This window comes from Rhodoferax sp. LS1P39 (assembly GCF_056521425.1).
The window spans coordinates 264624-288545 of the sequence record NZ_JBWMAV010000005.1 but is presented as its reverse complement, the minus strand read 5'-3'; the positions used below and the strand labels follow the sequence as shown (position 1 = coordinate 288545).

The following is a 23922-nucleotide window of genomic DNA, read 5'->3' as shown; positions in this document are numbered from 1 at the left end:
ACAAAAATGAAAGTTCGTTCGTTCCTGGCCTTGGCCATCGCCACTGCCGCCGCGCTCGCCACCACCGGCAGCATCGCCCAAACCTACAAGCCCGAGTACAAGATGTCGCTGGTGCTGGGCACCGCCTTCCCCTGGGGCAAGGGCGGCGAGATCTGGGCCAACATGGTCCGCGAGCGCACCCAGGGCCGCATCAACATCAAGCTGTACCCAGGGGTGTCGCTGATCCAGGGCGACCAAACGCGCGAGTTCTCGGCCCTGCGCCAGGGCGTGATCGACCTGGCCATCGGCTCCACCATCAACTGGTCGCCGCAGGTGAAAGAGCTGAACCTGTTCTCGCTGCCGTTCCTGATGCCCGACTACGCCGCCATCGACGCGCTCACCCAGGGCCAGGTGGGCAAAGACATCTTCAAGATCATCGACAAAGCCGGTGTGCAGCCCCTGGCCTTTGGTGAAAATGGCTACCGCGAAATCAGCAACTCCAAGCGCGCCATCCACAGCCCGGCAGACCTCAAGGGCATGAAAATCCGCGTCGTCGGCTCGCCGCTGTTCCAAGACACCTTCACCGCCTTGGGTGCGAATCCCACGCAAATGAGCTGGGCCGACGCACAGCCCGCCCTGGCCACCGGCGCGGTGGACGGGCAGGAAAACCCGCTGTCTATCTACACCGCCGCCAAGCTGCACAACGTGGCGCAAAAGCACATCACCCTGTGGGGCTATGTGGCCGACCCGCTGGTGTTTGTGGTCAACAAAGACATCTGGGCCAGCTGGACCGTGGCCGACCGCGCCATCGTCCAACAAGCCGCCCAGGATGCGGGCCGCGAGCAAATCGCCATCTCCCGTAAGGGCCTGGTGGAAGCCGACCAGCCCTTGCTGAAAGACCTGGCCGCCCTGGGCACCACCGTGACCAAGCTCACGCCCGAAGAGCGCGCCGCGTTTGTCACAGCCACCCGCCCGGTGTTTGAAAAGTGGAAGAAGACGATTGGTACCGACCTGGTCGCGACCGCCGAGAAGTCCATCGCTGCTCGTAAGAAATAAGGCTCACCCCCAGGCTGCAGCGCTTCGCCCGGGATCGGCCCAGAGGGTCGATAACGCACCTTTCGCCAACCCCCCTCGTATTGGCTTGTAAAGCCAATACGACACGCAGGGGGCGATACCAGAGGCCCGGCAAAGCCGGTTCCTCGGTATCCCTGGAAGGCGTGCGTTCCGCCTGTTGGGTAAGCTGTTTTGCCACCAATCCTGCAATCTCGACTATCCCAGCATGAAGAAAAACCTGCACCCCGCCCACGCCCCGTGCCCCTGTGACAGCGGCCAGACTTACGCCGACTGCTGCGGCCCGTGGCACAAGGGCATGGATGCAGGTGTCTATGCCCCCACGCCCGAGGCATTAATGCGCTCGCGCTACAGCGGCTACGTGCTGGGCCTGCTGGACTACCTGCTGTTCACCTGGCACCCGTCTACCGCGCCGGGCGACCTGGAGCTGGCCCCGGTGAAATGGCTGGGCCTGGAAGTGCGCAGCGCGGTAGAGGCGGGCGATGCAGGCATCGTCGAGTTCGTCGCCCGCTGCCGCGACGGCGGCAAAGCCCAGCGCATGCACGAGACCAGCCGGTTTGTGCGGCAGGACGGGCGCTGGTATTACATCGACGGGCAGATGCACGGGGCGGAGTAGGGAAATTCGGTGTGTGATGGATGCCAACGTGGCTAGACCCGCTGTGGCTTATGGAATCACAAGGAAAACAACATGCTGTTAACTGATATCGCCGTCGAGCACACGCTAGCATCCCCAAAGGGAGGACCTCGTGGGACGTTTTTTGTGCATCCCTTTACCAATACACAACGCGATACCCTTGGTAAATTTGAGATCGTTCGTAGTATCCGCGAGCCAGGGGTTAAAGAATTGAAATGCTCGACCTTCGTGTCGTTTCAGCATTTGGCGGAGTTGTACGCGAAAGGTGTACTCGACGAATTCGGGTTTTCCGTTCGCATGTGCGCTGCGGATGGCAAGTACCCCGCTACGAATCCCGTCAAAAAAATACTCCCAACCAGCATCAAACCTGGCTCACAGTTCGACCTGGCGGTTCAAGGCGTAGATGTTTCACAACCCGCTAACCGCGAATTGAGAACAGCGTTGCTTCGCACTCACATAAAGCTTTAAGAACGTGTTCAAGGTCTTTTTAGGGCCGCGCAGATACCTGTTCGGGATGCGCAGTTAGGCGCAAAACCCAAGCCAAGGCTTGTGCCTTGGCTGGTTTTGTAACGACGCTGAGCGCCCGAACAGGTATCTGCCCTGCGGGTTGGGGTGAAATCGGGCGATTTGCCTGCCATAGCCCTTGCATGGGCAGAGAGCCCATGCGGCGGTCTGCGACAGCCAACTCATCCCGATTGCACCCCAACGCGGCCCTAAAAAGACCTTGAACACGTTCTAAGGAAACCTGTGAAGCCATCTGATACCCATGCCGAAATCGTCGCCACTTTCAAGCGGGCGGAGTCAGATGCTGCCCACAAGTTCGAATTGATCAAAGCTGCTGCGAAAAAGGGACCCAAGGCCATCCAAGCAGCCGTTGACACCGCTGCCAAGGCGGCAAAACGCAGGGACTGGTACGCAAAGAAGCTGGATGCCTTGGGTGTGGGTCTCCATGATTGAGGCGTCATCCGCCTATTTCCCTACACCGGTCATTGGCGACTACCCCCAACTGGCCCCCACCCAAAGGACAAGATGCTGACCCTGCAGCGCCAGGCCCAGGCGGCCAGTACTGCCGCACTGGTGGAGTCGGGCCTGTCGCTGGAGAAGATCCGCTTTTGTCACGCGGTCATTGACAGCAATCAGCCGCCATCGGCCAGGAGCGGACGGTCGCCGATGCCGCTCAGTCCGGGAGAAAGCAGACATCCACGGCATACGCATAACGTATTCAGTGCGAGTCAAGAGCGCATCGCAAGAAGCAGGTACGCACAAATCGTTGAACGATAAGCTATCGAACAATGTGCGTTTCGACCAACCCTAAACCAATTTGCAACCATGAGCGCTACATGATTCAACGCGTAGCTGAAGTTAACCTGCAGCGAATAGAAGCGTCTAAGGCTGGTGGAGCCCTTCAGAATCAACACCGCCCCCCCCCACTTGTTCGAGATGCCTGCCTTTCATCATGGATAAATTTTTGCTGCAGCAGCAGGTGCTGGAACGGCTCGCCGAAGACCTGCTGCAAGCGGAACAGGCAGTGCGGGCGGCGCATGAAACGGCGACTCACGAGGAAAACATCGCCGAAAACAAATACGACACGTTGGGACTCGAAGCCGCCTACCTGGCCACCGGCCAAGCTCGGCGCGCCGAAGGCATCCGCCAGGCAATGGCCAATTGGCGCCAATTCCGCCCGCGCCCCTACGATGCCAGCAAAGGTATACAGCTCGGCGCGTTGGTCTGCCTAGTCGATTCAGACGACAAGCAGCAACAGCTATTTCTCGGGCCGGATGGGGGCAGCATGAAGTTGGTCAGCGGCGCTCAGTTCGTTCAGGTCATCAGCAGCGAAGCCCCTTTGGGCAGGGCCATGCTGGGTAAATGCGAGGGTGATGAGGTGTGGATACAGGTCGCACTGATCCGACAGCAGTTTGAGGTGCTGCGGGTTCATTGAGCCGCAAGCAAGCTCACGCCGAATTGGCCGGGGTCAGCAGAGTGCCTGGAGGCTAGCTGCTGCTGTCGGCCAGGAGCAGTCTTTCGGGTCATGGGGCAATTCCCATCCCCTTTGCCGGTACATTGCATACTGGCTTGCCTAAAGCTACAGCCCCGATCCTGGCATTTTCGGACCGATAGCCGCACTTTGGTCTGTGCATGAACCGACGATCAAATCATAGACAGGACCATTTAGACTGGGGAAAAGATGAATCGTCGTAATAAGAAACCAAGTTCCGTAATACTTTCCAACAGTCGATTGAACAGCGATGGGTGCATATTTTGCGAGACCCGGCAACTCCGCGTTCGATCTTTTTGATCCACCAATGTAATTCGCATACTCGCGGGTCTTACCAAGAATGAGCGGACTCAAAAATGGATTAAACACCCCGGCACCATACATTGATGCGCAGTGGCAGTGGGCGATCTTTGCAAGCGAGCGTACTACTGCGTCGATGCTGAACGTAGCAATATGAGTTCTGGACCCCTCCGGTAAATCAGAGGGCAAAAATTTCTGGATGTGAGCAGGATCTGGAAATCCCCAGATTTTCATTTCCTGGTGAAGATTCTGGGTTTCGCCCACGAGATTGCTCATGACGCGTGGAGGCGAAAATACGGGCAGCGCAAAGCATCCTGGATGCTCGGACGGATCGAGTTTTCGACTGATGTCGGTATCTCCCTGGATTATCTGTAGTAGCAGCTTGGATGGTCGCTCCTTAGGTCGCCTGGTCGGCGCATTGTTTTTTATACGAAAGTTCCCGAGCATTGAACGAGCTATTGTTTGTTCAAACTTTTTCGTTATATCCGCACAATTCCTACAACTTCCCTTGGGAATCACGCTGGTGCCACCCAGGGCATAAGGAATGATGTGCTCAGCTGACAAATGTTCAGTGCCGCCGCAGTAAATGCAGCCATGGAATAACCTTGGTTGAAAACGCTGTTCTTGGGAGGCCATAGATCATTTTGCTCAAAGTTGAAAAATTAGCCCCATTCCCTTGCCGGGTCGATTGACTATCGCGGAGGAAAAAGATGCTCGAAATTTCTAATCACGCCCTCAACGGCAGCGCCCATCTGGTGCAGTGTTTGGACAACCGGAGCAAGGACTTCATTGAACGGTTCGAAGATCAGACCCAGACCAAAATGAACCTCTGCCTTCTGATAGGCCTCAAGGCTGGAGTTGACGGGCAATCTCAATCTGGCGATTTCTGCCCGATTCTTGAGCGGTCCGAGCGGCCCCGACTGGAGATCGAAGTCGCCGACGATGGAGTCACCTTTGACCGATAAAGCAGACACGGAAGCCACAACGACGGACATTACACGGTGCTTGTCGATGTTGGCGAATCGATGCAGGAGCCAAAGAGGGTGTCTATTCGGGTCTGCAGCCGAGCATGGTTGTTGCCGATCAATGATCTCCTTGATGTGGCCTGCGATGCTCTTAATCTGCTTGCCGCTGTCTTTAGCGTAAGTTGCCGCCTCGTTGAAAATTGGGAATTGAGTACTCGTATGGGGCTCCGGACCCGAGAGCAACGCTAATTGCCATGCCAAGTGGTCCAAGGCAGAGCGGAAATGGGTAACAACCTCTCCGGTCAGTAGGCGAGCGCTTATCGGAACATCTTCAAGCACCTTGATTCGATAGATGTAGTCACCGTGCTCAGCCTCAAAATCGGCGTAGATTTCGTAGGGCTTTCGGTCCATGAACCGGTTCAGCTCTTGTTCCAGGGTGTGAATGTGCTCGACCCCCCGAGTGATCTTTTTTTGAAGCAAAGCGATTGGGTGCATGCGATTCTGCGGGAGAGTTGCGTGGAACTTGCAGTTTAGAAGGCCTCGAATAGAGGTTTCCCATCCCCTGCCGGTGAAGGTGGGGTATGTGCCCCTGCCAGGAAAAACGAAAGACTGCAACGGGCCCAAAGCCGTCTTTTGAAAAGCGCACTTGAACCATAGGTTCAGCCCGAACTTGCCATTTAGCTTGGCTAAGAGGGTGGGGTCGAACTCCGGCAAACGCGACAGATTTTTTCTTCAAAATACATAGCATATTGCGCAGTTTCGGTAAGCGCTGGAGGTACTTTTAATATGTCATTTCCAGCCAACCCAGCCCCATAATCTTCTCGACCAACACATGCACGTAACCAGCCGCTTTGTGCGGCAGGACGGGCGCTGGTTTTACATCGATGGGCAGATGCACGGGGCAGAGTAACGTGCTATTTTAAAGATAGCTGCTAGCGCTGGTGGAATGGGCGCTAGGCCCCAATCAGGCACTCAGAATCCACCACAAACTCGGCCAGATGCGCGCGCAGTCGCGCCATGTCGTCCTCGATGGTCGGTGCCTTGAACACGTCGAAGCACGAGAACGACGGCAGCGCCTCCATGCCGCAAAACGCGTAGTTGGCGGTGTTGGCCACCAGCACGTCGTCGACAGATTTGCCTTTGAACAAATCTTGCGCCGGGTTGTCGAATGCCTCTTGCGGCGCATTCCAAGTCAACGACACCATGTATTGCTTGCCTTGCAGCAGGCCGCCCGAGCCGTACTGCCGGGTGGGGTCGGTGCGGGTGCGGCCATCGCCGGTGATGAAGCTGCCTTGCAGCATGCCCGCGGTGAACACCTCGTCCACGTACTTTTTGTAGATCCACGGCATGCCAAACCAGTACACGGGCGACTGCAGAATGATGAGGTCGGCCCACAGGTGTTTGGCCACTTCGTCGGCCACGGCATAGCCTTGTTCGATGTAGGTGTGCTGCACGGTGTAGCCGCGCTGCTCCATCTCCTGCTGCACCACGTGGGCCATGGCGGCGTTGAGCTTGCCGGTGGAAATGTCCTCGTAGAACTGGTGGGCGTGGATGATCAAGACGTTTTGCATGGCGCTTCCTGTTGACGGGTTGCTGTTGAACAGCCTGCACTGTAGGTAAGCCCATTCAAAAGAAAAATAGGCCAATGCTGTATGCCTTGTGAAGCTTTGCTTCAAGGCCAGTCCACGGGCTCAGGGATAAGCAGGGTTCTCAGCGCCGCCACATCCTCCGGCGTGTCCAGGTCGGTGGTGTAGGCGCGCTCTGGGGTGGGCAGGGGCCGCACCTGCTCGGGGTGGCTGTGCAGCCAGTCGCGGATGCCCTGGTGCGCGGGCATGGCCGCCACCGTTTGCACGGCCTGCCACGACAGGATCAGCGGATGCCCTCGCACGCCATCCACCACCGGCATTTGGGCCTGAACCCCGTCGGGCCGTTGCCGCCAGGCCTCCAGCAGCCAGGCGATGTGGGCGCTGGTGAGCAGGGGCAGGTCGGCCAGCAGCACCAGCATGTCGTGGCCCGGTGCATGCTCGGTATGGGCCTGCACGGCCAGGCGTTGCGATGCGGCCAGAGGTGTATCGGGCGGTGCCTGCAACACCCGCAAACCACAGCGGTGCGCCAGCGGCACCAGCGTCTGGGCGTAGGGGCCTAGCACCACCGCGGTGTCGTCCACACCGGCACCGCGCAGGGCATGCACCAGCCGCTCCAGCAAGCTGACACCACCCACCTGCAAAGCGGCTTTGGGCCGCCCACCCATGCGCTGGCCAAGGCCCGCAGCCAGGAGGGTGGCCTTCACACCAGCGCGCTTTCACCCCGCTTGCCAGCCGCCACCGGCATGGGCGCGGGCTGGCGGATGCCGTTCTTCACCGCCACCACTTCGGCCATGATGGACAGGGCGATTTCGGCGGGGGTTTTGCTGCCGATGTACAGGCCCGCCGGGCCGTGCAGTGCATGCAGCGCGGGCTCGGAAATGTCGAAATGCGTACGTAGCCGCTCGTGGCGCAGGGCCGTGTTGCGCCGCGAGCCGATGGCACCGACGTAGAAGGCATCGGACTGCAGCGCGTCGATGAGTGCCAGATCGTCCAGCTTGGGGTCGTGCGTCAGGGCGACCACGGCGGTGCGGGCATCGGGCTTCAGGCGCAGGACCAGGTCGTCGGGCATTTCATGGCTGAGCTGCACGCCGTCCAGCGCCCAACCCGCACGGTGTTCTTCGCGGGGGTCGCAGACGATCACCTCAAAGCCCAGGCCCAGCGCCATCTGGCACAGAAAGCGCGACAAGTCCCCGGCCCCGATCACGATGATGCGGGCCTGTGGCCCCAGGTGGGTGGTGAGGTGGGTGTCGCTCAAATGGGGCACACCGTCCCGGCGGCCTGCGCCTAATGCCACCTCGCCGGTGCGCAGGTCCAGCTGCCGCTCGGTGCTGCGCCGTTGCAGGCAAGCCTGCAGCAGCCTGTCCAGCTGGCTGCGGGGCGACACGGGCTCCAGCACCAGCTCCACCGTGCCGCCGCAGGGCAGGCCGAAGCGGTGCGCTGCATCGGCGGAGATGCCGTAACGCAGCACCTCCGGGAAATCGGTGGCGCAGGCGGCCTGAACGCCGCCTGTGCGGATGCGGTGGATGAGGTCGTCTTCGATGCAGCCGCCCGAGACCGAGCCCACGGTCTCTCCCCGCCCGTTGATGGCCATGAGCGAACCCGGTGGCCGGGGCGAGGAGCCCCAGGTGCGGGCCACGGTGACCAGCACCACCGGCAGCCCCTGGGCCTGCCAGCCCACGGCGGTGCGCAAGACCAGGGTGTCGAGGTCTTCCATGGTGCGTGCCCTATGCGATGTTGAACGGCAACTGCCGTAAGGACTTGCCTGTGAGCAGCGCAATCGCGTTGGCGAATGCCGGTGCCAGCGGCGGCAGGCCGGGCTCGCCCACGCCTTTGGGCGGCTCCGCACTGGGCACGATGTGCACCGCGAACGCGGGCATGTCGGTGATGCGCGGCACCGGGAAGTCGCCGAAATTGCTTTGCTCCACCACGCCGTCTTTCAGCGTGATGGCCGCGCCGGGCAGGCACATCGACAGGCCCATGACCGCCGCGCCCTGGATCTGGGCCTCGATGCTGCGCGGGTTGACGGCCAGGTTGCAGTGCACGCCCGCCGTGGCGCGGTGCAGCACCGGCTGGCCGTCTTGCACCGAGGCCTCGACCACGTAGGCCACCACGGTCTCAAACGATTCGTGCACGGCCACGCCCCAGGCGCGGCCCGGGGGCAGGGTGGTCTTGCCATAACCGCTGCGGTCCACCGCCAGTTGCAAGGCCGCGCGGTGGCGGGGATGCTTGTCGCCAAACAGCGCCATCCGGTAGGCCACCGGGTCTTGCTTGGTGGTGCGGGCGATGTCGTCGAGCAGGGTCTCCATCACGAACGCGGTGTGCGTGGAGCCCACGCTGCGCCACCACAGCACCGGCACGTTGAGCTTGGGGTGGTGCACGGTGAGGCGCATGGGCAGGTCGTACGGGTCGCGCATGCCTTCGGTGGCCGTGGCATCGATGCCATCTTTCACCTGGAAGGATTCGAAGACCGTTCCCACCAGGATGGACTGGCCGACGATGGTGTGGTCCCAGGCCAGCACCTTGCCACGTGCGTCGAAGCCGATGTGCGCGCGGTGCAGGTGCATGGGGCGGTAGTAGCCGCCTTTGATGTCGTCCTCGCGGCTCCACAGCAGGCGTACAGGTACGTTCAGGCCCGCAGTGCGTGCGGCCTTGGCAATCTGGCAGGCCTCGACCACGTAGTCGCTGCTGCCCACAAAGCGCCTACCGAAGCCGCCGCCTGCCATCTGCACGTGCACTTTCACCTGCTCGGGCTTCAATCCCAGCGCCTTGGCAGCCGCCGCCGCGTCCAGCCCGGCGCTTTGGGTGCCCACCCACAGCTCGGCACTGTCGCCCGCCAGCCGCACGGTGCAGTTCAGCGGCTCCATGGGTGCATGGGCCAGATACGGAAACAGGAACTCGGCTTCAATGTGGTGCGGGGCCTTGTCTAGCGCCGACAGGTCGGCATCGAACTTGCGCGGGCCGGGCTGCTGGGCCAGCGCCCGGTACTGCACCAGTTGCTTCTCGCTGTCTACCTTCTCCACGGCAGACGTATCCCATTGCAGCTTCAGCGCGTCGCGCCCCAGCTTGGCGGGCCAGTAGCCGTCGGCCACCACCGCCACGCCTTCGCCGCCCCGGTCCAGGGGGATGCGCAACACGGCTTTCACGCCTTTCACGGCGCGTGCCGCGCTGTCATCCACCGAGGCCAGGCGGGCACCAAACACCGGTGGGCGCGCCACCACGGCGGTGAGCTGGCCGGGGTGCTTCACGTCGATGCCGAAGTCCTGCCGCCCGCTGCTTTTGGCGCGCGCATCCAGGCGCGTGGTGGGCTGGCCGATGATGCGAAAGTCCTTGGGGTCTTTCAGCGTAACCTTTTCTGGCACGGGCAGCGCCATGGCGGCTTCGGCCAGGGCGCCATAGCCCGCCGTGCGGCCCCCGGGGCCGATCACCGTGCCGGCCTGCGTGCGCAGCGTGGCGACATCCACGTTCCATTGCGCGGCTGCCGCAGACAACAGTATGGCCCGGGCGCGCGCGCCGAGTTCGCGGTACTGGGTGAAACTGTTCTTGATCGAATTGGAGCCGCCGGTCAGGTGCATGCCAAACAGCGGGTCGTGGTAGGCCGCGTCGTTGGTGCCGCTTTTGCTGCGCACCAGGCTCCAGTCGGCATCCAGCTCCTCGGCCAGGATCATCGGCAGGCCGGTCTGTACCCCTTGGCCGAATTCCAGGCGGTTGATGGTGACGGTGACTTCGCCATTGGGTGCAATCTGCACAAAGGCCGAGGGCAGTTGCGTCGGTTTGAGCGCGCTGGCCGTGGCTTGGGCGCTGGCCAGGTAGGGGAAGGCCCCCAGCGCCAGGCCGCCCAAGCCCGCCAGTTTCAGGAAGCTGCGCCGGGGCAGGGTGGTGGAGGTTTCGGGTTGGGCGGCAGTCATCAGGCGTTGCAGCACGCGGGGCATGTCTTGGTAATCGGTGTGGGGCAGCATGGTGGGTATTCCTTCAAGCCAGGGCTTTGGCGGCATCGGCCACGGCGGCGCGGATACGGGCATAGGTGCCACAGCGGCAGATGTTGCCCGCCATGGCTGCGTCGATTTCAGCGGCTGTCGGTTGCTTGCCCTTGGGCTGCGATTGCAGGAAGGCGGTGGCGCTCATGATCTGGCCGCTTTGGCAGTAGCCGCACTGCGCCACATCGTGCTGCACCCAGGCCGCGTGCACGGCGGCACCGACGCGGTCGCTGCCGTCGGTAGTGGCTTCGATGGTCTTGATTTTTTTGCCCTCGGCCACCGAGATGGGCGTGACGCAGGAGCGGATGGCCGCGCCGTCCAGGTGCACGGTGCAGGCGCCGCACAGCGCCGCGCCGCAGCCAAATTTGGTGCCGGTCAGGCCCAGCGTGTCGCGCAAGGCCCAGAGGATGGGGGTGCCGGGATCGGCATCGACCGCGTGGTCGCGGCCATTGATGTGCAGGGTGGGCATGGGAGGTTCTCTGGTGGGGGTCAGTGGGAATCAGGGGCGGGGGCCGTCCAGCACCCATTGCGCCAGCGTCTGCAGGTCGGCATCGGGAATGCTGGGCTGTGGCGGCATGGGCATGGCACCCCATTTGCCGGTGCTCCCGGCCTTGATGGTGGCGGCCAGTTGCGTTGCAGTTGTGCCGTCGCCGTACTTGGCGCGGATGTCTTTCCAGGACGGCCCCACCGTCTTGGTGGCGGGCTGGTGGCAGGCCACGCAGGCGTACTTTTGGGCCAGCGCCTGGCTGGCTACAGCGTGGCTGGGTAAAAGGGTGGTGGCGCACAGGCCCAGGGTGAGCAGCAGGCTTGCGGAGAAGAGGTTGGGGGCAGCGGTTCGTGTCATGGGGTCCATTGCGTGGGGTTTTTGCACTGTAGGGACCGCAATACAAAAGAAAAATAGCCAAATGCTTCATGCCTTGTGAAGCTATGCTTAAAGGTATGCAGTTAAAACAATTCGACGGCCTGATGGCTTTTTGGAAGGTGGCGGAGCACCGGGGCTTTACGGCAGCGGCGGCCGAGCTGGAGGTATCGCCCTCGGCCTTGAGCCAGTCCATCCGGCAGCTGGAAGCCCGGCTGGGCGTGCGGCTGCTGCACCGCAGCACGCGCAGCGTAAGCCTCACCGAGGCGGGCCAGGCCTATCTGGCGCAGGTGGGCCCGGCGCTGGGCCAGGTGATCGAGGCCGGGGAAGCACTGCATGTCCTCCAGGGCCGACCGGCGGGCACCTTGCGCCTGAACTCGGCCCGTATTGCCACTGCCATGGTGTTGCAGCCCTTGCTGGCGGGCTTTTTGGCCGAGCACCCGCAGGTGCACATCGAGTTGACCAACGACGAGGGCTTTGTGGACATCGTGGAGCAGGGCTTTGATGCCGGTGTGCGCATGGGCGAAAGCCTGGCCCGCGACATGGTCGCCATCCCCCTGGGCGGGCCGCTCACCGTGGCGGTGGTGGCCTCACCGGACTACCTGCGGCGGCATCCTGCCCCCGTGCACCCGGACGACCTGGCGCAGCACAACTGTGTGCGTTTTCGCTTTGCCAGTACCGGGGCCATCTACAAATGGGAATTCCTGCTGGACAGCCGGGTGGTGGAGTACGAGGCTCGGGGCAACCTGACCATCACCGACAGCCTGTTCAACCTGGAGCCCGCGCTGGACGGCGTGGGCCTGGCCTACACCTTTGCGTCGCTGGCGCAGCCCCATCTGCAGTCCGGGCGGCTGCAGCAGGTGCTACAGGCGTTTTCGCCGACGTTTCCCGGCTTCTACCTGTACTACCCCAGCCGCCACGACCAGCCGAGCAAGCTCAAGGCCTTTATCGACTACGTGCGCGCACGGGGTGTTCACTCCTGAAATAAGAGCTGCTCGCGCTTATTCCATAAGCACGGAGTGCCTAAAAAACTTGAAGTTTTGTGGATCTCTGTTTTTGTTCCAAGCTGGCACTACCCAGGGTGCCACGCAGCGGCTAAGCTGGAACGCTTCACAGGAGCACACGCATGCAGATTCGACCCGCCCAAGACACCGATTTCGCCCAGTGGCTGCCGCTGTGGCAGGGCTACCAGACGTTCTACAAAACCGCTATCCCCGAGTCGGTCACCGCGCTCACCTGGCAGCGCTTTCTGGACCCGGCCGAGCCCATGCACTGCGCGGTGGCCGAGGAAGATGGCGTGCTGGTGGGCATGGTGCACTTCATCTACCACCGCAGCTGCTGGACGGCGGGCGACTACGTGTACCTGCAAGACCTGTTCACCCTGCCCAAGCTGCGCGGCAAAGGGGTGGGGCGGGCCTTGATCGAACACGTGTATGCGTCAGCCGCGCACGAGGCCGCCGCCCGGGTGTGGTGGCTCACGCACGAGAGCAACCTGGACGCGATGCAGCTCTACGACGGCATCGCCGACAAGAGCGGCTTTGTGCAGTACCGCAAGATGATAGGTTGATCCGTTTGTTGCTACTTTTTTGGTAGCAGTTGGCGCAGGGTGTACGGTTGATTGGTCTGCTTTTGGATGCTTTTTATGCGGCTTTACAATTGCCTGTTGCAGTTTGTAACCGTCGCCAGAGTCTGCCCATCCGTCAATAGCCATTAACCAGAGCTTTCACTCTGGGGTTGGCGCTGTTGTAATGGTGGGCTCCTAGAGTAAACCCGATGCGCCATTCCCCACCACCCCGCACCAAGTGGTCTTTTTTGGACCGCCGCCAGTTCGCGCTGGCCGCCTCCGTGTCGTTGACGCTGGCCGCGTCGGTGCGGGCCCGCGCAGCCGATAAAGAGGTGCTGCGGGTGCTGGCCTGGCCGGGCTATGCGGATGCCGACATCGTGAAGGCTTTTGAGCAGCGCATGGATTGCCGGGTCGAGGTGACCATGGTCGATTCCGATGTCGACATGTGGCAAAAGATCAGCCTGCACCAGGCCCAGAATTTCGATGTGTTTGCGGTCAATACGGCCGAGCTGCAGCGCTACATCCGCCAGGGCTGGGTGCAGCCCATCGCCACGGCCACGCTGCCCCACCTGGCCAGGCAGTTGCCCCGGTTCCAGAACCGGGCGGCGATTCCGGGCCTGGTGCACGGCGGCAAAACCTATGCCATTCCCTACACCTATGCCGAGATGGGCCTGGTGTACGACCGCCAGCAGATCCAGCAGCCGCCCAGCTCCATCACCGCCCTGTGGGACCCTCGCTGGCAGGGCAAGGTGATTGCCTACAGCGCGGGCACGCACAACTTTGCGCTGGCGGCCCAGGCGCTGGGTTTGCCGTCGCCGTTCCGCCTGGCCGAGCACCAGTGGCCACCGGCGGTGGACAAGCTGATTGCCCTGCGCCGCAATGCCGCCGCTTTCTACACCCAGCCCGAGGAGTCGCTGGCCCTGTTCAAGAGCCACCGCGCCGCGCTGCTGTTTGCCAACTATGGCCGCCAGCAGGAGGTGCTGTTCCGCGCCGCCGGGCTGGACGTGGGCTACGCCATCCCCCAGGAGGGCGCGCTGGCCTGGCTGGACTGCTGGGCCATCACCCGCGGGGCGACCAACCCGGTGCTGGCCGCGGCCTGGATCAACTACCTGCTGGAGCCCGAGCCCGGCCAGGTGCTGGTGCAGCGCCAGGGCCTGGCCAACACCACCTCGGCCTCGTCCGAGTACCGGGCCGACGACCGCCTGCTGTGGCTGCAGCCGGTGGAAAGCGAAGAGCGCCGCAACCTGCTGTGGAGCCGCATCGTGTCCGGTGACCGCGCCCGCAAAGTGCTGGCACCATGAAGCCGGGCACTCCATGAGATGGGACATTCCATGAGGTGGGGCATCGTCGGCAAGCTGGTGCTGTTGATGGCTTCGGTAGGCTTTTTGGCGGCGGGACTGACCGGCTTTTACGCCTACGAGGCCAGCCGCGGCCTGCTGGTGAATTCGGCCAAGAACAAGCTGCTCACCTCCACCCAGGTGCTGGCCCGGCGCATTACCCAGACGCGCGAGGAGGTCTCGCGCAACCTGCAGGTGCTGGCGGGCCTGCCCACTACCGTGGCCATCCTGCAGCACGAGGATGCCCTGGACTCCGAACGCCTGGCCAAGCTGTTTGGCCTGCTGATCGAGGCCAACCCCAGCTATCTGCAGCTGCGCCTGATCTCGGCCAGCGACTACGGGCTGGAACGCGTGCGGGTGGACCGGGTCGGCCCGTCCACTCTGCGGATCCAGGGCGATGACCTGCAGGAAAAAGGCCACTACGCCTACGTATCCGACACCTTGAAGCTGCCTGCCCGCGCCACCTACATGTCGCGCATCACCATCAACCACGAGGGTGGCTCGCTGGCGGGTCTGGAGCAGCCCACGCTGCAACTGGCCATGCCGGTGATGGATGCCGACAACACCACCATCGGCGTGGTGGTGGTGAACATGGACCTGAACGGCATGTTCAACCTGCTTGCCGCCGACCTGCCGACCGCCTTCAAGCTGTTCCTGGCCAATACCGAGGGTGACATCCTGATCCACCCGGACAACAACAAGACCTTTGGCTTCGACAAGGGGCGGCGCATGCTGGTGCAGGACGAGTTTGCGCCGCTGCGCGCGGTGGTCGCGGGCCAGCAGGACCAGGTGGTGTTCGAAGCCCGCGAGGACGACTATGCCGAGGCCCCGGTGGTGGCGGCCTTCATCGCGCAAAAGGTCCAGACCCACAGCAGCGAAAGCCGCTTGATCCTGGGCCTGGCGCAGCCGCTGGACCAGGTGCTGGTGCAATCCCGGCAATTGGGCAGCACCGTGGTGCAGATCGTGCTGGGCCTGTCCCTGCTGTGCCTGCTGCTGGCCGTGCTGCTGGCCCAGGCCCTGACGCGCCCGATCAACGCCGTGACCGCCGCCGCCCAGCGCTTTGCCAACGGCCTGCCGCCGGGCGATCTGCCCCTGCTGCGGCGCGACGAGGTCGGCAGCCTGGCGCGCAGCTTCCACCAGATGCACCTGCAGATCACCCAGCAACTGGCCGACCTGCACGACAACCAGGAAGAGCTGGAGCACCTGGCCCAGCACGACATGCTGACCGGCCTGCCCAACCGCCGCCTGTTCCAGGAGCGGCTGGAGCAGGCCCTGGCCCATGCCCGCCGTTATGGCGAAAAAGTCTGCCTGCTGTTCATCGACCTGGATGCCTTCAAAGCCATCAACGATGCCTACGGCCACGACGCGGGCGACGAGGTGCTGCGCACCGTGGCCCGGCGCATGCAGCACATCGTGCGCGAGGTGGACACCGTGGCCCGCCTGGGCGGCGACGAGTTTGTGGTGCTGCTGGGGGCCGCCGTGTCGCAGGACCACCTGGCGGCCATTGCCAGCAAGCTGCTGGCTGCCGTCAAGGAACCCATTCCGGTGCAAGACCAGGTGCTGCAGGTCACCGCCAGCGTAGGCATCAGCCGCTACCCGCAAGACGGCCAGACCGCCACCGACATCCTGGCCACCGCCGACCAGGCGATGTACACCGCCAAGCTGGCCGGGCGCGACGGCTACCGCTTCTTTTCGGCGGCGCAGGACTGATTTGCTCTGCTTCTAGGAGCTGCTTGCGCTGATGGAATAAGCGCGAAGTGCCAAAAACACTGTGAATATTTGCGGCTGGCCTCCACCGTATCAATTGGGGGTGGACGTGTGCCGCGGGGGCGGCTACCATTTTTCCAGAGGCTTGCAGTGTGCAAATGCCTTATTTTGAGGAAACCCGATGCCCGCTCTCACCCGCCGCCTTTGGGACGCGTCCCTGCAGCCTGCTTTGCGCGGGCTGGGTCTGGACGTACGCCGCTACCCGCCGCAGGACGCCCCCCCCTGGAGCCAGGGCGCTTTCTATGATCTGGTCAACAGCCGCAAGACCGGGCCTGCGGCGGCGCAGACGGTGGGGCAGGACGCGATTGCGTTCCTGTTGCTGTGCTTTCAGCACGCGTCGGAGTCGAACGCCCAGTTGCTGCAAGACCTGTTCGTGCGCCACGAGCTGCGGGGGCTGCGGGGCGGGTTTTTTGTGGAGTTTGGGGCGGCAGACGGCATCCACCTGAGCAACTCCTGGGGGCTGGAAACCCACCTGGGCTGGCGCGGCATCCTGGCCGAACCGGCGCGCAACTGGCACGAGCGGCTCCAGCGCAACCGCAGCTGCACCGTGGAAACCCGCTGCGTGTGGAGCCGCACCGGCGAGATTTTGCAGTTCAACGAGGTGCCGGTGTCCGAGTTTTCCACCATCGCCGCGTTCACCGACAAAGACCAGCGCGCCGATGCCCGCAAAGACGGCGTGCTGTACGACGTGGAAACCATCTCGCTGCTGGACCTGCTGGCCGAGCATGCGGCGCCGTCCTGCATCGACTACCTGTCCATCGACACCGAGGGCTCCGAGCTCACCATCCTGGAAGCCTTCGACTTCTCGCGCTACCAGGTTCGCATCATCACCGTCGAACACAACTACACCAGCGACCGCGAGAAAATCCACGCCCTGCTGACCGCGCGCGGCTTCGAGCGCAAGTTCACCGAGTTCTCCAACTTCGACGACTGGTACGTCAACCGCACGGTCTGAGCCCTGGCCCCAGCAGATGGATTTACTCTGTTTTTGATAGCTGCTCGTGCTCAAGGCATCGGCGCGGGAGGCCTGAAACATATTGAAACCGATTGGGGCTGGAGGGCCTACACTCGGTTTCATTTCACAGGCCGACCGCATGCCCCTTGCCTATTCCGTCCGCAGGTTTTTGCCCGTCTTGCTGGCCGCCACCGCCTGGTTTGCTGTTCTTTTGCAGCTCTGGTTGTCGGTGCAACTGGCCTTTGCCAACGGCAAATCCCTGGTGGGCGGGCTGGTAGTGTTTTTCGGCTTCTTCACCGTGCTGAGCAATATCTTTGTGGCGCTGGTGGCGACGTCGGGTGCCGTGGGCCCGCGGTCTGGCACCACGCCCTGGCTGTACCGCAGCACGGTGGTCGGCTGTGCCACCACCGCCATTGTGGTGGTGGGTATCGTCTACCACCTGGTGTTGCGCAAGATATGGTCGCCGCAAGGCGCGCAGTTACTGGCCGACACCTTGCTGCACTACGCCGTGCCCGCCCTGGCGCTGCTGCACTGGCTGCTGTTGCGCCCCCGCACCCGGCCTGCCTGGCACGCGCCGCTGCGGTGGTGTGTGTACCCGCTGGCTTACCTGGCCTATGTGCTGCTGCGCGGTGCGTGGCTGGGGGCCTACCCCTACCCGTTTATCGACGTAGCCGCCCTGGGCTACCCCCAGGTGCTGCGCAATGCCGTGGGCCTGCTGGCGGGGTTCATCGCCGTGGGCTTTGCGGTGCTGGGCCTGGGGCGCTTGCTGTTGCCCCGCCACACACCTTGATCTCGCCCGTCGGCTGCCAATACCTGCGTTTTTATGCCAATGCCTGCGTTTTTGCTGCATATCGTATGCCGGTATGGCGCACAATAAGTAGCAAAATTGCCGTTAATAATTGTATGCAATATTAATTTCGATTATGTGAAATGGACGCTGTCGCCCTGCGTGCCTGTGTTGTTTGCTATAAAAAATGAAAGCTGGTGTGAACTATGGGCGATTCTGCTGAAGAGATCGGGCACGACGTGGCCTTGGTGGGGCGTATCGAATCGGTGCCCACGCTGTTGCGGGTGCTGTGCGAGATCACCGGCATGGGTTTTGCCGCAGTGGCCCGGGTGACCGATGGCACCTGGACGGCCTGCGCGGTCCGCGACGAGATCAGCTTTGGGCTGCTGCCCGGCGGCCAGCTGGATGTGAACACCACCTTGTGCAAGGAAGTGCGCTTTTCCCGCACCCCGGTGGTGATCGACCAGGCCAGCACCGACACCCGCTACTGTGACCACATCACGCCGCGCACCTACGCGATTGAAAGCTATGTGTCGGTGCCCATCGTGCTGTCCGACGGCAGCTACTTCGGCAACCTGTGCGCCATCGACCCCCGCCCGGCCCCGGTGTCCGAGCCGCGCATCGTGGCCATGTTCCACCATTTCGCGGCGCTGATTGCGGTGGAGCTGGAAAACGCACGCCGCCAGTACCTGGTGCAGGCCGCGCTGCTGGGCGAACGCGCCGCCAGCGAACTGCGCGAGCAACTGATTGCCATCCTGGGCTACGACCTGCGCACCCCCATCAGCCTGATCGCCCTGAACAGCCAACGCCTGCTGGCCAAGGCCCAGGACCCGGCGGCGGTGGCCCGCATTGCCGGTGAAATCCACGCCGGGGTGAAACAGGTCTCCACCCTGATCGACCACGCACTGGACTTTGCGCGGGGCCGCCTGGGCGGTGTGAACCATGTCAAACCCGCGCTGGTGGAGCGCATGGACGAGGCTTTGTTCAGCGTGGTCACCGAAATACAGGCCAGCTTCCCCGGACGCGAGATCGAATGCCAGTTCGACATAACCCGGCCCGTGCACGTAGACCGTTTCCGGGTGCTGCAACTGGTGGCGAATCTGCTGGGCAACGCGCTGGTCCATGGCGCGCCCCACATCCCGGTGCAACTCAAGGCCACCACCACGGCAGACAGCCTGGTTCTGCAGGTGAGCAACCAGGGCGAGCCCATACCGCACGACAGCCTGGACAAGGTTTTTGCCCCGTTTTGGCGCAGCGGTACCTCGGCACAGCGCGAAGGCTTGGGCCTGGGTTTGCATATCTGCGCGCAGATCGTCCAGGCCCACCAGGGCCGCCTGGGTGTCACCTCGTCTGCCGACGCGGGCACGGTGTTTACCGCCATCTTGCCGCTGGAAGCCGCCCGTTTGGCGGGCTAAAGCTCGGGCAGGTTGCAGGGTGTCACCACCTGCACCGACGAGGGCCGGGGCGCGGCGAACAAGCGCACCGCGCCGTGCGCCGCCATCACCTGGATGCAGGCCTGGCGCATGTCGTGCTGCAGGTCGTGGTGCAGCACGGCGTGCAGACGGCCCGCGCGCAGCAGGGGCAGGTTGTCGGCATCCAGGTCGTGGGCAATGAACACCCGGCACGGGCGGCGCACCTGCTCAAAGGCTTCCAGAATCGCCGCATTGGCCCCGCCGATGGAATACACCGCCCCGATCTCCGGGCTGAGCCGCAGCCGCTCGCGCACCAGGGCCACGGTGGCATCGTGCAGGCCCAGGCCTTCGCTGACCTCGTGCACGGTTAATTGCGGGTAGCGGTCGCGTAGGGCCTGGCGAAAGCCGATTTCGCGCTCTTCTTCGCCCCGAAAGCGGTTGCTGCTGGTAGAGATCAACACCCCGGATGGAGCCGACCCCAGCCACTGCGCCACCAGATACGCCGCCGTGTGCCCGGCCGCCCGGTTGTCCATGCCCACATAGGCGCGCCGGGCCGAGGTGGGTAAATCCGTCACCAGCGTCAGCACCGGAATGCCTTTGGCCTGCAGCCGCGCCACGGCCTGCACCACCTCGGGCACGTCCGGGGCTTTCAGCAGCACGCCGTGGCTGCCTTGGCTGGCGATCTTGTCGAGCATGGCCACCAGCTGTGCCACCGGCAGGTCTTCGGCCAGCTGGTAGCGGGCGCGGAAGATGGCCGGGTGCAGCGTGGGCATCACCCGCTCCAGTGCACCGCGCACCAGGCGCGAGAAGCGGTCGGGGGTGTGCATCACCAGATCGATCAAAAACTTGCGACCTACCAGCCCGACCTGGCCCTTTTGCCGCTCCAGCTCGGCCAGTGCTTGCTCCACCCGGCGCACCGTGTGCGCACGCACCCCGCCGCGCTGGTGCAGCACCCGGTCGACGGTGGCGATGCTGGTGCCCGCCTGGGAGGCAACGTCCTTCAAAAGGTGGGGGTGGGCCATAGGTGATTTTTTGAGGTGTTTTTGAGGGGTTCTAGACCTTCAATATACGCCAGGGCTGCCTACACTTTGGCCATCTTTTCACCCGCACAAGCACCATGCCCGCACACAATTTCCCCCACTGGTTAGACCCCGAGACCTGCCAGGTCGCCGACCTTGAAGCCCTGGTACGCACGGCCACCGACGCTGCCGACTACCCGCTGGCCCACGCCATCACCCAGGGCGTGCCGGTGTACGACGGCGCGCAGATCCGCCACGCCAGCCCGGCCCAGCAGCGCGCGCTGCAGGCCGAGTGGTGCCGGGTGTGGCAAGACGGCCCCGGCGTGCTGGTGCTGCAGGCCGCGTTTGCCGACCTGGCCGTGGTGGACGCGGCCACGGCCGAGTTCCACCGGCTGATTGCCGCCGAGCGACTCACCGGTACCAAGGCCGACCACTTCGCCAAGCCCGGTGCCAATGACCGGGTGTGGAACGCGCTGGAAAAGCTCTGCGTGGCCGCCCCCGCCGTATTTGCCGCCTACTACGGCAACCCCTTGCTGGCCTGGGTGTGCGAGGCCTGGCTGGGCCCGGCCTACCAGGTGACTTCGCAGATCAACTCGGTCAACCCCGGCGGCGCGGCGCAAATGGCCCACCGCGACTACCACCTGGGCTTTTTAGGCCCGGCGCAGGCCGCGCGTTACCCGGCCCATGTGCACCGCCTGTCGCCCGTGCTCACGCTGCAGGGCGCGGTGGCGCATGTGGACATGCCGGTGGAAAGCGGCCCCACGCTGTACCTGCCGCACTCGCAAAAATACCCGCCCGGCTACCTGGTGGCGGGCCACCCGGACTTCCAAGCCTACTTTGATGCGCAGCATGTGCAACTGCCCCTCAAGAAGGGCGACGCGGTGTTCTTCAACCCCGCGCTGATGCACGCCGCAGGCCACAACCGTTCGGCCGATATCTACCGCCTGGCGAACCTGCTGCAGGTCTCCAGCGCTTTTGGCCGCGCCATGGAGTCGGTGGATCGGCTGCGCATGTGCCAGGCTTTGTACCCGGCCCTGCGTGGTCTGCCTACCGCCGAGCAGGCCGGCGCCGTGGCCGCCTGTGCCGAGGGCTATGCCTTCCCCACCAACCTCGACCGCGACCCGCCCGTGGGCGGCCTGGCCCCCGAGAGCCAGCAGGGGCTCATGCTGCGGGCACTGCAAGAAGACTGGCCGATGGAACAAATGAGCCAGGCCTTGCAACAGCAGGCCAATAAAAAATCTACCTACTGAAGCCTGGCGCGCTTCTGGCTTGGTGTAAGTTCTGCTTCTGCATTTGAAAGGACCCCATGCACGCAGAAGATTACGCCTCCGATTCCGTCACCCGCCTGCGCGCCGACCTGGCCCTGGCCTTGCGCGCGGCCGCACACCACGGCTTGGGCGAAGGCGTGTGCAACCATTTCAGCCAGGAGCTGCCGGACCATTCGGGGCGCTTTTTGCTGAACCCGCGTGGCCTGCTGTGGAGCGAAATCCAGGCAGACGACATCGTGATGATCGATGCCGAAGGCAACAAGCTGGTGGGCCGCCACGAGGTGGAATCCACCGCCATGTTTATCCACGCCGCCATCCACCGCCTGTGCGCCAAGGCCTGCGTGCTGCACACCCACATGCCCTATGCCACGGCGCTCACGCTCACCACCGACCGGGCGCTGGACACCACGTTGTCGCAAAACGCCATGCGCTTTTATGGCCGCACCGCTATTGATACCGAGTACAACGGTCTGGCACTCGATTACCGGGAAGGCGAGCGCATTGCCCGCGCCATGGGGGCCGCCGACATAGGCTTTCTGGGCAACCACGGCCTGGTGGTCTGCGGCGACCGCATGGACTACGCCTACGACGACCTGTATTACCTGGAGCGCGCCTGCCAGGCCCAGGTGCTGGCCCAGTCCACCGGCAGGCCGCTGGCGCCCAGCAATGAGGCCCTGGCCGAAGAGGTGGCCCGCCAGATGGCCAGCGAGCGGCTGCAGTCCACGCTGTTCTTTGAAGCCCTGCGCCGCACGCTCTGAGATCGGTTTACCCCGCCGCCCCCGATAGGGCTAAGATCCGCAGCAATCGATACCCCACGACCGTGGGGAGAACCTGCGAAAAGATATGGCCATATCGATACCCTCCGAAAACCCCGGCCTCGCACCTCTAAGCATCTTGGGGGTCTCGTCCCGGCGGTTGCGTGTGGGGCTGGTGGTAGGGCTGGTGTGCGCCAACCTGCTGGTGCTGGTGCTGTCGGGGGATTCGCTCTACCTGAGCCGCCAGCATGCCGATCAGCGGGCCGAAACCCAGACCCAGAACATCGCCAACGCGCTGGACCAGGCAGTGTCCAGCGACATCGACAAGGTGGATTTGGCCCTGCACACCGTGGCCGACGAACTGGAGCGGCAACTGGCCGACCAGGGCCTGGACGAGACCGCTATGCAGGCTTTTTTGCTGCGGCTGGAGCAGCGCCTGCCGCAGGTAGAAGCGGTCCGCGTGGCGCAGGCCGATGGCCTGGTGGTGCTGGGCCGGGGGGTGAACCCGGCCGAGCGCAACAGTTGGGCCGACCGGGGTTATTTTGTGGCGCTACGCGAGCACCCGCAAACCGGGCTGCACATTTCCAAGCCGCTGGTGGGGCGGGTGTCGCGGCAGTACATCATTTCATTTGCGCGGCGCTACAACTACCCGGATGGGCGTTTTGCCGGGGTGGTGGCGGCCCCGATCGCGATCAGCCATTTTTCAAAGATCCTGGCGCAGTTTGATTTGGGCCCCAACGGCTCGCTAATCTTGCGCGATGCCGATATAGGCCTGATCACCCGGGTGCCCGCGATTGCCGACAAACCGGCGGGGCAGTTGGGCAACAGTGCCGTGTCCAAAGAGTTTTGGCAACTGTTCCAGTCGGGGGTGCGCACCGCCACCTACTTCACCGCAGCCGGTGCCGACACCTTGGAGCGCATGGCCACTTTCCACCGGCTGGAGAAAGCACCCATGGTGGTCATTGTGACCATGGCCCAGCGCGATTATTTGGCGGGCTGGCACCTGGAGGTCTACCGCAGCGTGGCGATGGCGGGCAGCTTTTTGCTGGTGTCGTTGCTGCTGGGGGTCATCTTGCTGCGCTTGCTGCGCAAAACCGAGAAGCACCGGCGCCTGCTGGAGGCGCAACTGGCCAAGATATCCAGCCTGCAGGCCTTGCTGCAAGAGCAGGCCATCCGCGACCCGCTGACCGGTCTGTTCAACCGCCGCTACCTGGATGAGACGCTGGTCCGCGACCTGTCCCGCGCCAAGCGCGAGGGCCATACGCTGGTGCTGGCCCTGCTGGACCTGGACGGCTTCAAGCGCATCAACGACACCTATGGCCATCCGGCGGGCGACCAGGTGCTCAAAACCCTGTCGGCCCTGTTGCGCCAAGGTGCGCGCCAGAGCGACACGATTTGCCGCTTCGGCGGCGAGGAGTTTCTGGTTGTGCTGCCCAATATGTCGCTGGACCAGGCGCGGCTGAAGGTCGATGCGTGGCGGTTGGAGTTGGGCCAAACCCCCATCCCGTGGGGCGATGCCAGCTTCCAGGTGACGTTTTCCGCAGGCCTGGCGGTCTACCCCCAGCACGGTGCTGACAGCGGCGCACTGGTCGCCTGCGCCGATGCCGCCCTGTACCGCGCTAAACAGGCTGGGCGCAACCGCGTGCTGTCTTGCGAGCCGAAAATCCAGACGGCGGCCTGATTTGCTATATTTT

Annotated in this window: 24 protein-coding genes and 1 pseudogene; 16 read left to right on the top strand and 9 right to left on the bottom strand. The window is 63.5% G+C overall.

What is annotated here, in order from left to right:
* The first annotated feature begins 6 nt into the window (after positions 1–6).
* From AC097O_RS11445 to AC097O_RS11420, 6 genes and pseudogenes are all read left to right on the top strand, one after another.
* The gene (locus tag AC097O_RS11445; protein WP_479592891.1) at positions 7–1035 is read left to right on the top strand and encodes a DctP family TRAP transporter solute-binding subunit; all 1029 of its coding nucleotides are present in this window, start codon (positions 7–9) and stop codon (positions 1033–1035) included.
* Between the two features lie 223 nt (positions 1036–1258).
* Positions 1259–1666, top strand: a complete 408-nt coding sequence (locus tag AC097O_RS11440; protein ID WP_479592890.1) for a YchJ family protein — start codon at positions 1259–1261, stop codon at positions 1664–1666.
* A 72-nt stretch (positions 1667–1738) separates the two neighbouring features.
* A complete protein-coding gene (locus AC097O_RS11435) occupies positions 1739–2152 on the top strand; it encodes a hypothetical protein (RefSeq protein WP_479592889.1) in 414 nt (137 codons plus the stop codon).
* A 279-nt stretch (positions 2153–2431) separates the two neighbouring features.
* The gene (locus tag AC097O_RS11430) at positions 2432–2641 is read left to right on the top strand and encodes a hypothetical protein (RefSeq protein WP_479592888.1); all 210 of its coding nucleotides are present in this window, start codon (positions 2432–2434) and stop codon (positions 2639–2641) included.
* A 60-nt stretch (positions 2642–2701) separates the two neighbouring features.
* Positions 2702–2827, top strand: a pseudogene (locus AC097O_RS11425) (P-type conjugative transfer protein TrbG); the annotation flags it as partial.
* 313 nt (positions 2828–3140) lie between these two features.
* Complete coding sequence (locus tag AC097O_RS11420) at positions 3141–3623, top strand: GreA/GreB family elongation factor (RefSeq protein WP_479592887.1); 483 nt, start codon at positions 3141–3143, stop codon at positions 3621–3623.
* 144 nt (positions 3624–3767) lie between these two features.
* On the opposite strand, the gene AC097O_RS11415 is transcribed toward AC097O_RS11420, so the two are convergent.
* From AC097O_RS11415 to AC097O_RS11380, 8 genes are all read right to left on the bottom strand, one after another.
* Complete coding sequence (locus AC097O_RS11415; protein WP_479592886.1) at positions 3768–4616, bottom strand: HNH endonuclease; 849 nt, start codon at positions 4614–4616, stop codon at positions 3768–3770.
* Positions 4617–4672: 56 nt separating this feature from the next.
* Positions 4673–5440 (bottom strand): hypothetical protein, encoded by a 768-nt coding sequence (locus AC097O_RS11410; protein WP_479592885.1) that lies wholly within the window; start codon positions 5438–5440, stop codon positions 4673–4675.
* Positions 5441–5898: 458 nt separating this feature from the next.
* Positions 5899–6516 carry an NAD(P)H-dependent oxidoreductase gene (locus tag AC097O_RS11405; protein WP_479592884.1) on the bottom strand — a complete coding sequence of 206 codons (618 nt, stop codon included), beginning with the start codon at positions 6514–6516 and terminating at the stop codon, positions 5899–5901.
* A 101-nt stretch (positions 6517–6617) separates the two neighbouring features.
* Positions 6618–7235, bottom strand: a complete 618-nt coding sequence (locus AC097O_RS11400; protein ID WP_479592883.1) for a nucleotidyltransferase family protein — start codon at positions 7233–7235, stop codon at positions 6618–6620.
* Entirely contained in the window at positions 7232–8245 is a 1014-nt protein-coding gene (locus AC097O_RS11395) for an XdhC family protein (RefSeq protein ID WP_479592882.1), read from the bottom strand. Before AC097O_RS11395 ends, AC097O_RS11400 begins: the two co-directional genes overlap by 4 nt.
* Before the next feature lie 10 nt (positions 8246–8255).
* Positions 8256–10487, bottom strand: a complete 2232-nt coding sequence (locus AC097O_RS11390) for a xanthine dehydrogenase family protein molybdopterin-binding subunit (protein WP_479592881.1) — start codon at positions 10485–10487, stop codon at positions 8256–8258.
* A gap of 13 nt (positions 10488–10500) precedes the next feature.
* Positions 10501–10974, bottom strand: a complete 474-nt coding sequence (locus AC097O_RS11385; protein ID WP_479592880.1) for a (2Fe-2S)-binding protein — start codon at positions 10972–10974, stop codon at positions 10501–10503.
* Positions 10975–11004: 30 nt separating this feature from the next.
* Positions 11005–11349, bottom strand: coding sequence for a c-type cytochrome (locus tag AC097O_RS11380; RefSeq protein WP_479592879.1), 345 nt, complete (start codon positions 11347–11349; stop codon positions 11005–11007).
* A gap of 95 nt (positions 11350–11444) precedes the next feature.
* Here AC097O_RS11380 and AC097O_RS11375 point away from each other — a divergent pair, with 95 nt between their 5' ends.
* The 7 genes from AC097O_RS11375 (at position 11445) to AC097O_RS11345 (ending at position 19189) form a co-directional block, all read left to right on the top strand.
* Positions 11445–12347, top strand: coding sequence for a LysR family transcriptional regulator (locus tag AC097O_RS11375; protein WP_479592878.1), 903 nt, complete (start codon positions 11445–11447; stop codon positions 12345–12347).
* Between the two features lie 143 nt (positions 12348–12490).
* The gene (locus AC097O_RS11370) at positions 12491–12931 is read left to right on the top strand and encodes an N-acetyltransferase family protein (protein ID WP_479592877.1); all 441 of its coding nucleotides are present in this window, start codon (positions 12491–12493) and stop codon (positions 12929–12931) included.
* Between the two features lie 206 nt (positions 12932–13137).
* Positions 13138–14229, top strand: coding sequence for an ABC transporter substrate-binding protein (locus AC097O_RS11365; RefSeq protein WP_479592876.1), 1092 nt, complete (start codon positions 13138–13140; stop codon positions 14227–14229).
* A 30-nt stretch (positions 14230–14259) separates the two neighbouring features.
* Positions 14260–15975 carry a diguanylate cyclase domain-containing protein gene (locus tag AC097O_RS11360; protein WP_479592875.1) on the top strand — a complete coding sequence of 572 codons (1716 nt, stop codon included), beginning with the start codon at positions 14260–14262 and terminating at the stop codon, positions 15973–15975.
* A gap of 178 nt (positions 15976–16153) precedes the next feature.
* Positions 16154–16987: an FkbM family methyltransferase gene (locus AC097O_RS11355; RefSeq protein WP_479592874.1), complete on the top strand. Its 834-nt coding sequence runs from the start codon at positions 16154–16156 to the stop codon at positions 16985–16987.
* A gap of 139 nt (positions 16988–17126) precedes the next feature.
* Positions 17127–17777, top strand: coding sequence for a Pr6Pr family membrane protein (locus AC097O_RS11350; protein ID WP_479592873.1), 651 nt, complete (start codon positions 17127–17129; stop codon positions 17775–17777).
* A 203-nt stretch (positions 17778–17980) separates the two neighbouring features.
* On the top strand, positions 17981–19189 hold the full coding sequence (locus tag AC097O_RS11345) for a GAF domain-containing sensor histidine kinase (RefSeq protein WP_479592872.1): 1209 nt from the start codon (positions 17981–17983) through the stop codon (positions 19187–19189).
* On the opposite strand, the gene AC097O_RS11340 is transcribed toward AC097O_RS11345, so the two are convergent.
* On the bottom strand, positions 19186–20208 hold the full coding sequence (locus AC097O_RS11340) for a LacI family DNA-binding transcriptional regulator (protein ID WP_479592871.1): 1023 nt from the start codon (positions 20206–20208) through the stop codon (positions 19186–19188). The two genes, AC097O_RS11345 and AC097O_RS11340, sit on opposite strands and share 4 nt — an antisense overlap.
* Before the next feature lie 95 nt (positions 20209–20303).
* Here AC097O_RS11340 and AC097O_RS11335 point away from each other — a divergent pair, with 95 nt between their 5' ends.
* The 3 genes from AC097O_RS11335 (at position 20304) to AC097O_RS11325 (ending at position 23909) form a co-directional block, all read left to right on the top strand.
* A complete protein-coding gene (locus AC097O_RS11335; RefSeq protein ID WP_479592870.1) occupies positions 20304–21455 on the top strand; it encodes a phytanoyl-CoA dioxygenase family protein in 1152 nt (383 codons plus the stop codon).
* Positions 21456–21511: 56 nt separating this feature from the next.
* Positions 21512–22231: an aldolase gene (locus AC097O_RS11330; protein WP_479592869.1), complete on the top strand. Its 720-nt coding sequence runs from the start codon at positions 21512–21514 to the stop codon at positions 22229–22231.
* A gap of 136 nt (positions 22232–22367) precedes the next feature.
* Entirely contained in the window at positions 22368–23909 is a 1542-nt protein-coding gene (locus AC097O_RS11325) for a sensor domain-containing diguanylate cyclase (RefSeq protein WP_479592868.1), read from the top strand.
* Positions 23910–23922: the final 13 nt, after the last annotated feature.

Excerpts from the sequence above, each read along its gene's own strand:
- AC097O_RS11390 (WP_479592881.1), bottom strand. The coding sequence starts at position 10,487 with ATGCTGCCCCACACCGATTACCAAGACATGCCCCGCGTGCTGCAACGC.
- AC097O_RS11370 (WP_479592877.1), top strand. The coding sequence starts at position 12,491 with ATGCAGATTCGACCCGCCCAAGACACCGATTTCGCCCAGTGGCTGCCG.
- AC097O_RS11445 (WP_479592891.1), top strand. The coding sequence starts at position 7 with ATGAAAGTTCGTTCGTTCCTGGCCTTGGCCATCGCCACTGCCGCCGCG.
- AC097O_RS11345 (WP_479592872.1), top strand. The coding sequence starts at position 17,981 with ATGGGCGATTCTGCTGAAGAGATCGGGCACGACGTGGCCTTGGTGGGG.
- AC097O_RS11360 (WP_479592875.1), top strand. The coding sequence starts at position 14,260 with ATGAGGTGGGGCATCGTCGGCAAGCTGGTGCTGTTGATGGCTTCGGTA.
- AC097O_RS11340 (WP_479592871.1), bottom strand. The coding sequence starts at position 20,208 with ATGGCCCACCCCCACCTTTTGAAGGACGTTGCCTCCCAGGCGGGCACC.
- AC097O_RS11410 (WP_479592885.1), bottom strand. The coding sequence starts at position 5,440 with ATGCACCCAATCGCTTTGCTTCAAAAAAAGATCACTCGGGGGGTCGAG.
- AC097O_RS11380 (WP_479592879.1), bottom strand. The coding sequence starts at position 11,349 with ATGACACGAACCGCTGCCCCCAACCTCTTCTCCGCAAGCCTGCTGCTC.
- AC097O_RS11385 (WP_479592880.1), bottom strand. The coding sequence starts at position 10,974 with ATGCCCACCCTGCACATCAATGGCCGCGACCACGCGGTCGATGCCGAT.
- AC097O_RS11405 (WP_479592884.1), bottom strand. The coding sequence starts at position 6,516 with ATGCAAAACGTCTTGATCATCCACGCCCACCAGTTCTACGAGGACATT.
- AC097O_RS11350 (WP_479592873.1), top strand. The coding sequence starts at position 17,127 with ATGCCCCTTGCCTATTCCGTCCGCAGGTTTTTGCCCGTCTTGCTGGCC.
- AC097O_RS11355 (WP_479592874.1), top strand. The coding sequence starts at position 16,154 with ATGCCCGCTCTCACCCGCCGCCTTTGGGACGCGTCCCTGCAGCCTGCT.
- AC097O_RS11395 (WP_479592882.1), bottom strand. The coding sequence starts at position 8,245 with ATGGAAGACCTCGACACCCTGGTCTTGCGCACCGCCGTGGGCTGGCAG.
- AC097O_RS11330 (WP_479592869.1), top strand. The coding sequence starts at position 21,512 with ATGCACGCAGAAGATTACGCCTCCGATTCCGTCACCCGCCTGCGCGCC.
- AC097O_RS11440 (WP_479592890.1), top strand. The coding sequence starts at position 1,259 with ATGAAGAAAAACCTGCACCCCGCCCACGCCCCGTGCCCCTGTGACAGC.
- AC097O_RS11335 (WP_479592870.1), top strand. The coding sequence starts at position 20,304 with ATGCCCGCACACAATTTCCCCCACTGGTTAGACCCCGAGACCTGCCAG.
- AC097O_RS11375 (WP_479592878.1), top strand. The coding sequence starts at position 11,445 with ATGCAGTTAAAACAATTCGACGGCCTGATGGCTTTTTGGAAGGTGGCG.
- AC097O_RS11365 (WP_479592876.1), top strand. The coding sequence starts at position 13,138 with ATGCGCCATTCCCCACCACCCCGCACCAAGTGGTCTTTTTTGGACCGC.
- AC097O_RS11415 (WP_479592886.1), bottom strand. The coding sequence starts at position 4,616 with ATGGCCTCCCAAGAACAGCGTTTTCAACCAAGGTTATTCCATGGCTGC.
- AC097O_RS11420 (WP_479592887.1), top strand. The coding sequence starts at position 3,141 with ATGGATAAATTTTTGCTGCAGCAGCAGGTGCTGGAACGGCTCGCCGAA.
- AC097O_RS11435 (WP_479592889.1), top strand. The coding sequence starts at position 1,739 with ATGCTGTTAACTGATATCGCCGTCGAGCACACGCTAGCATCCCCAAAG.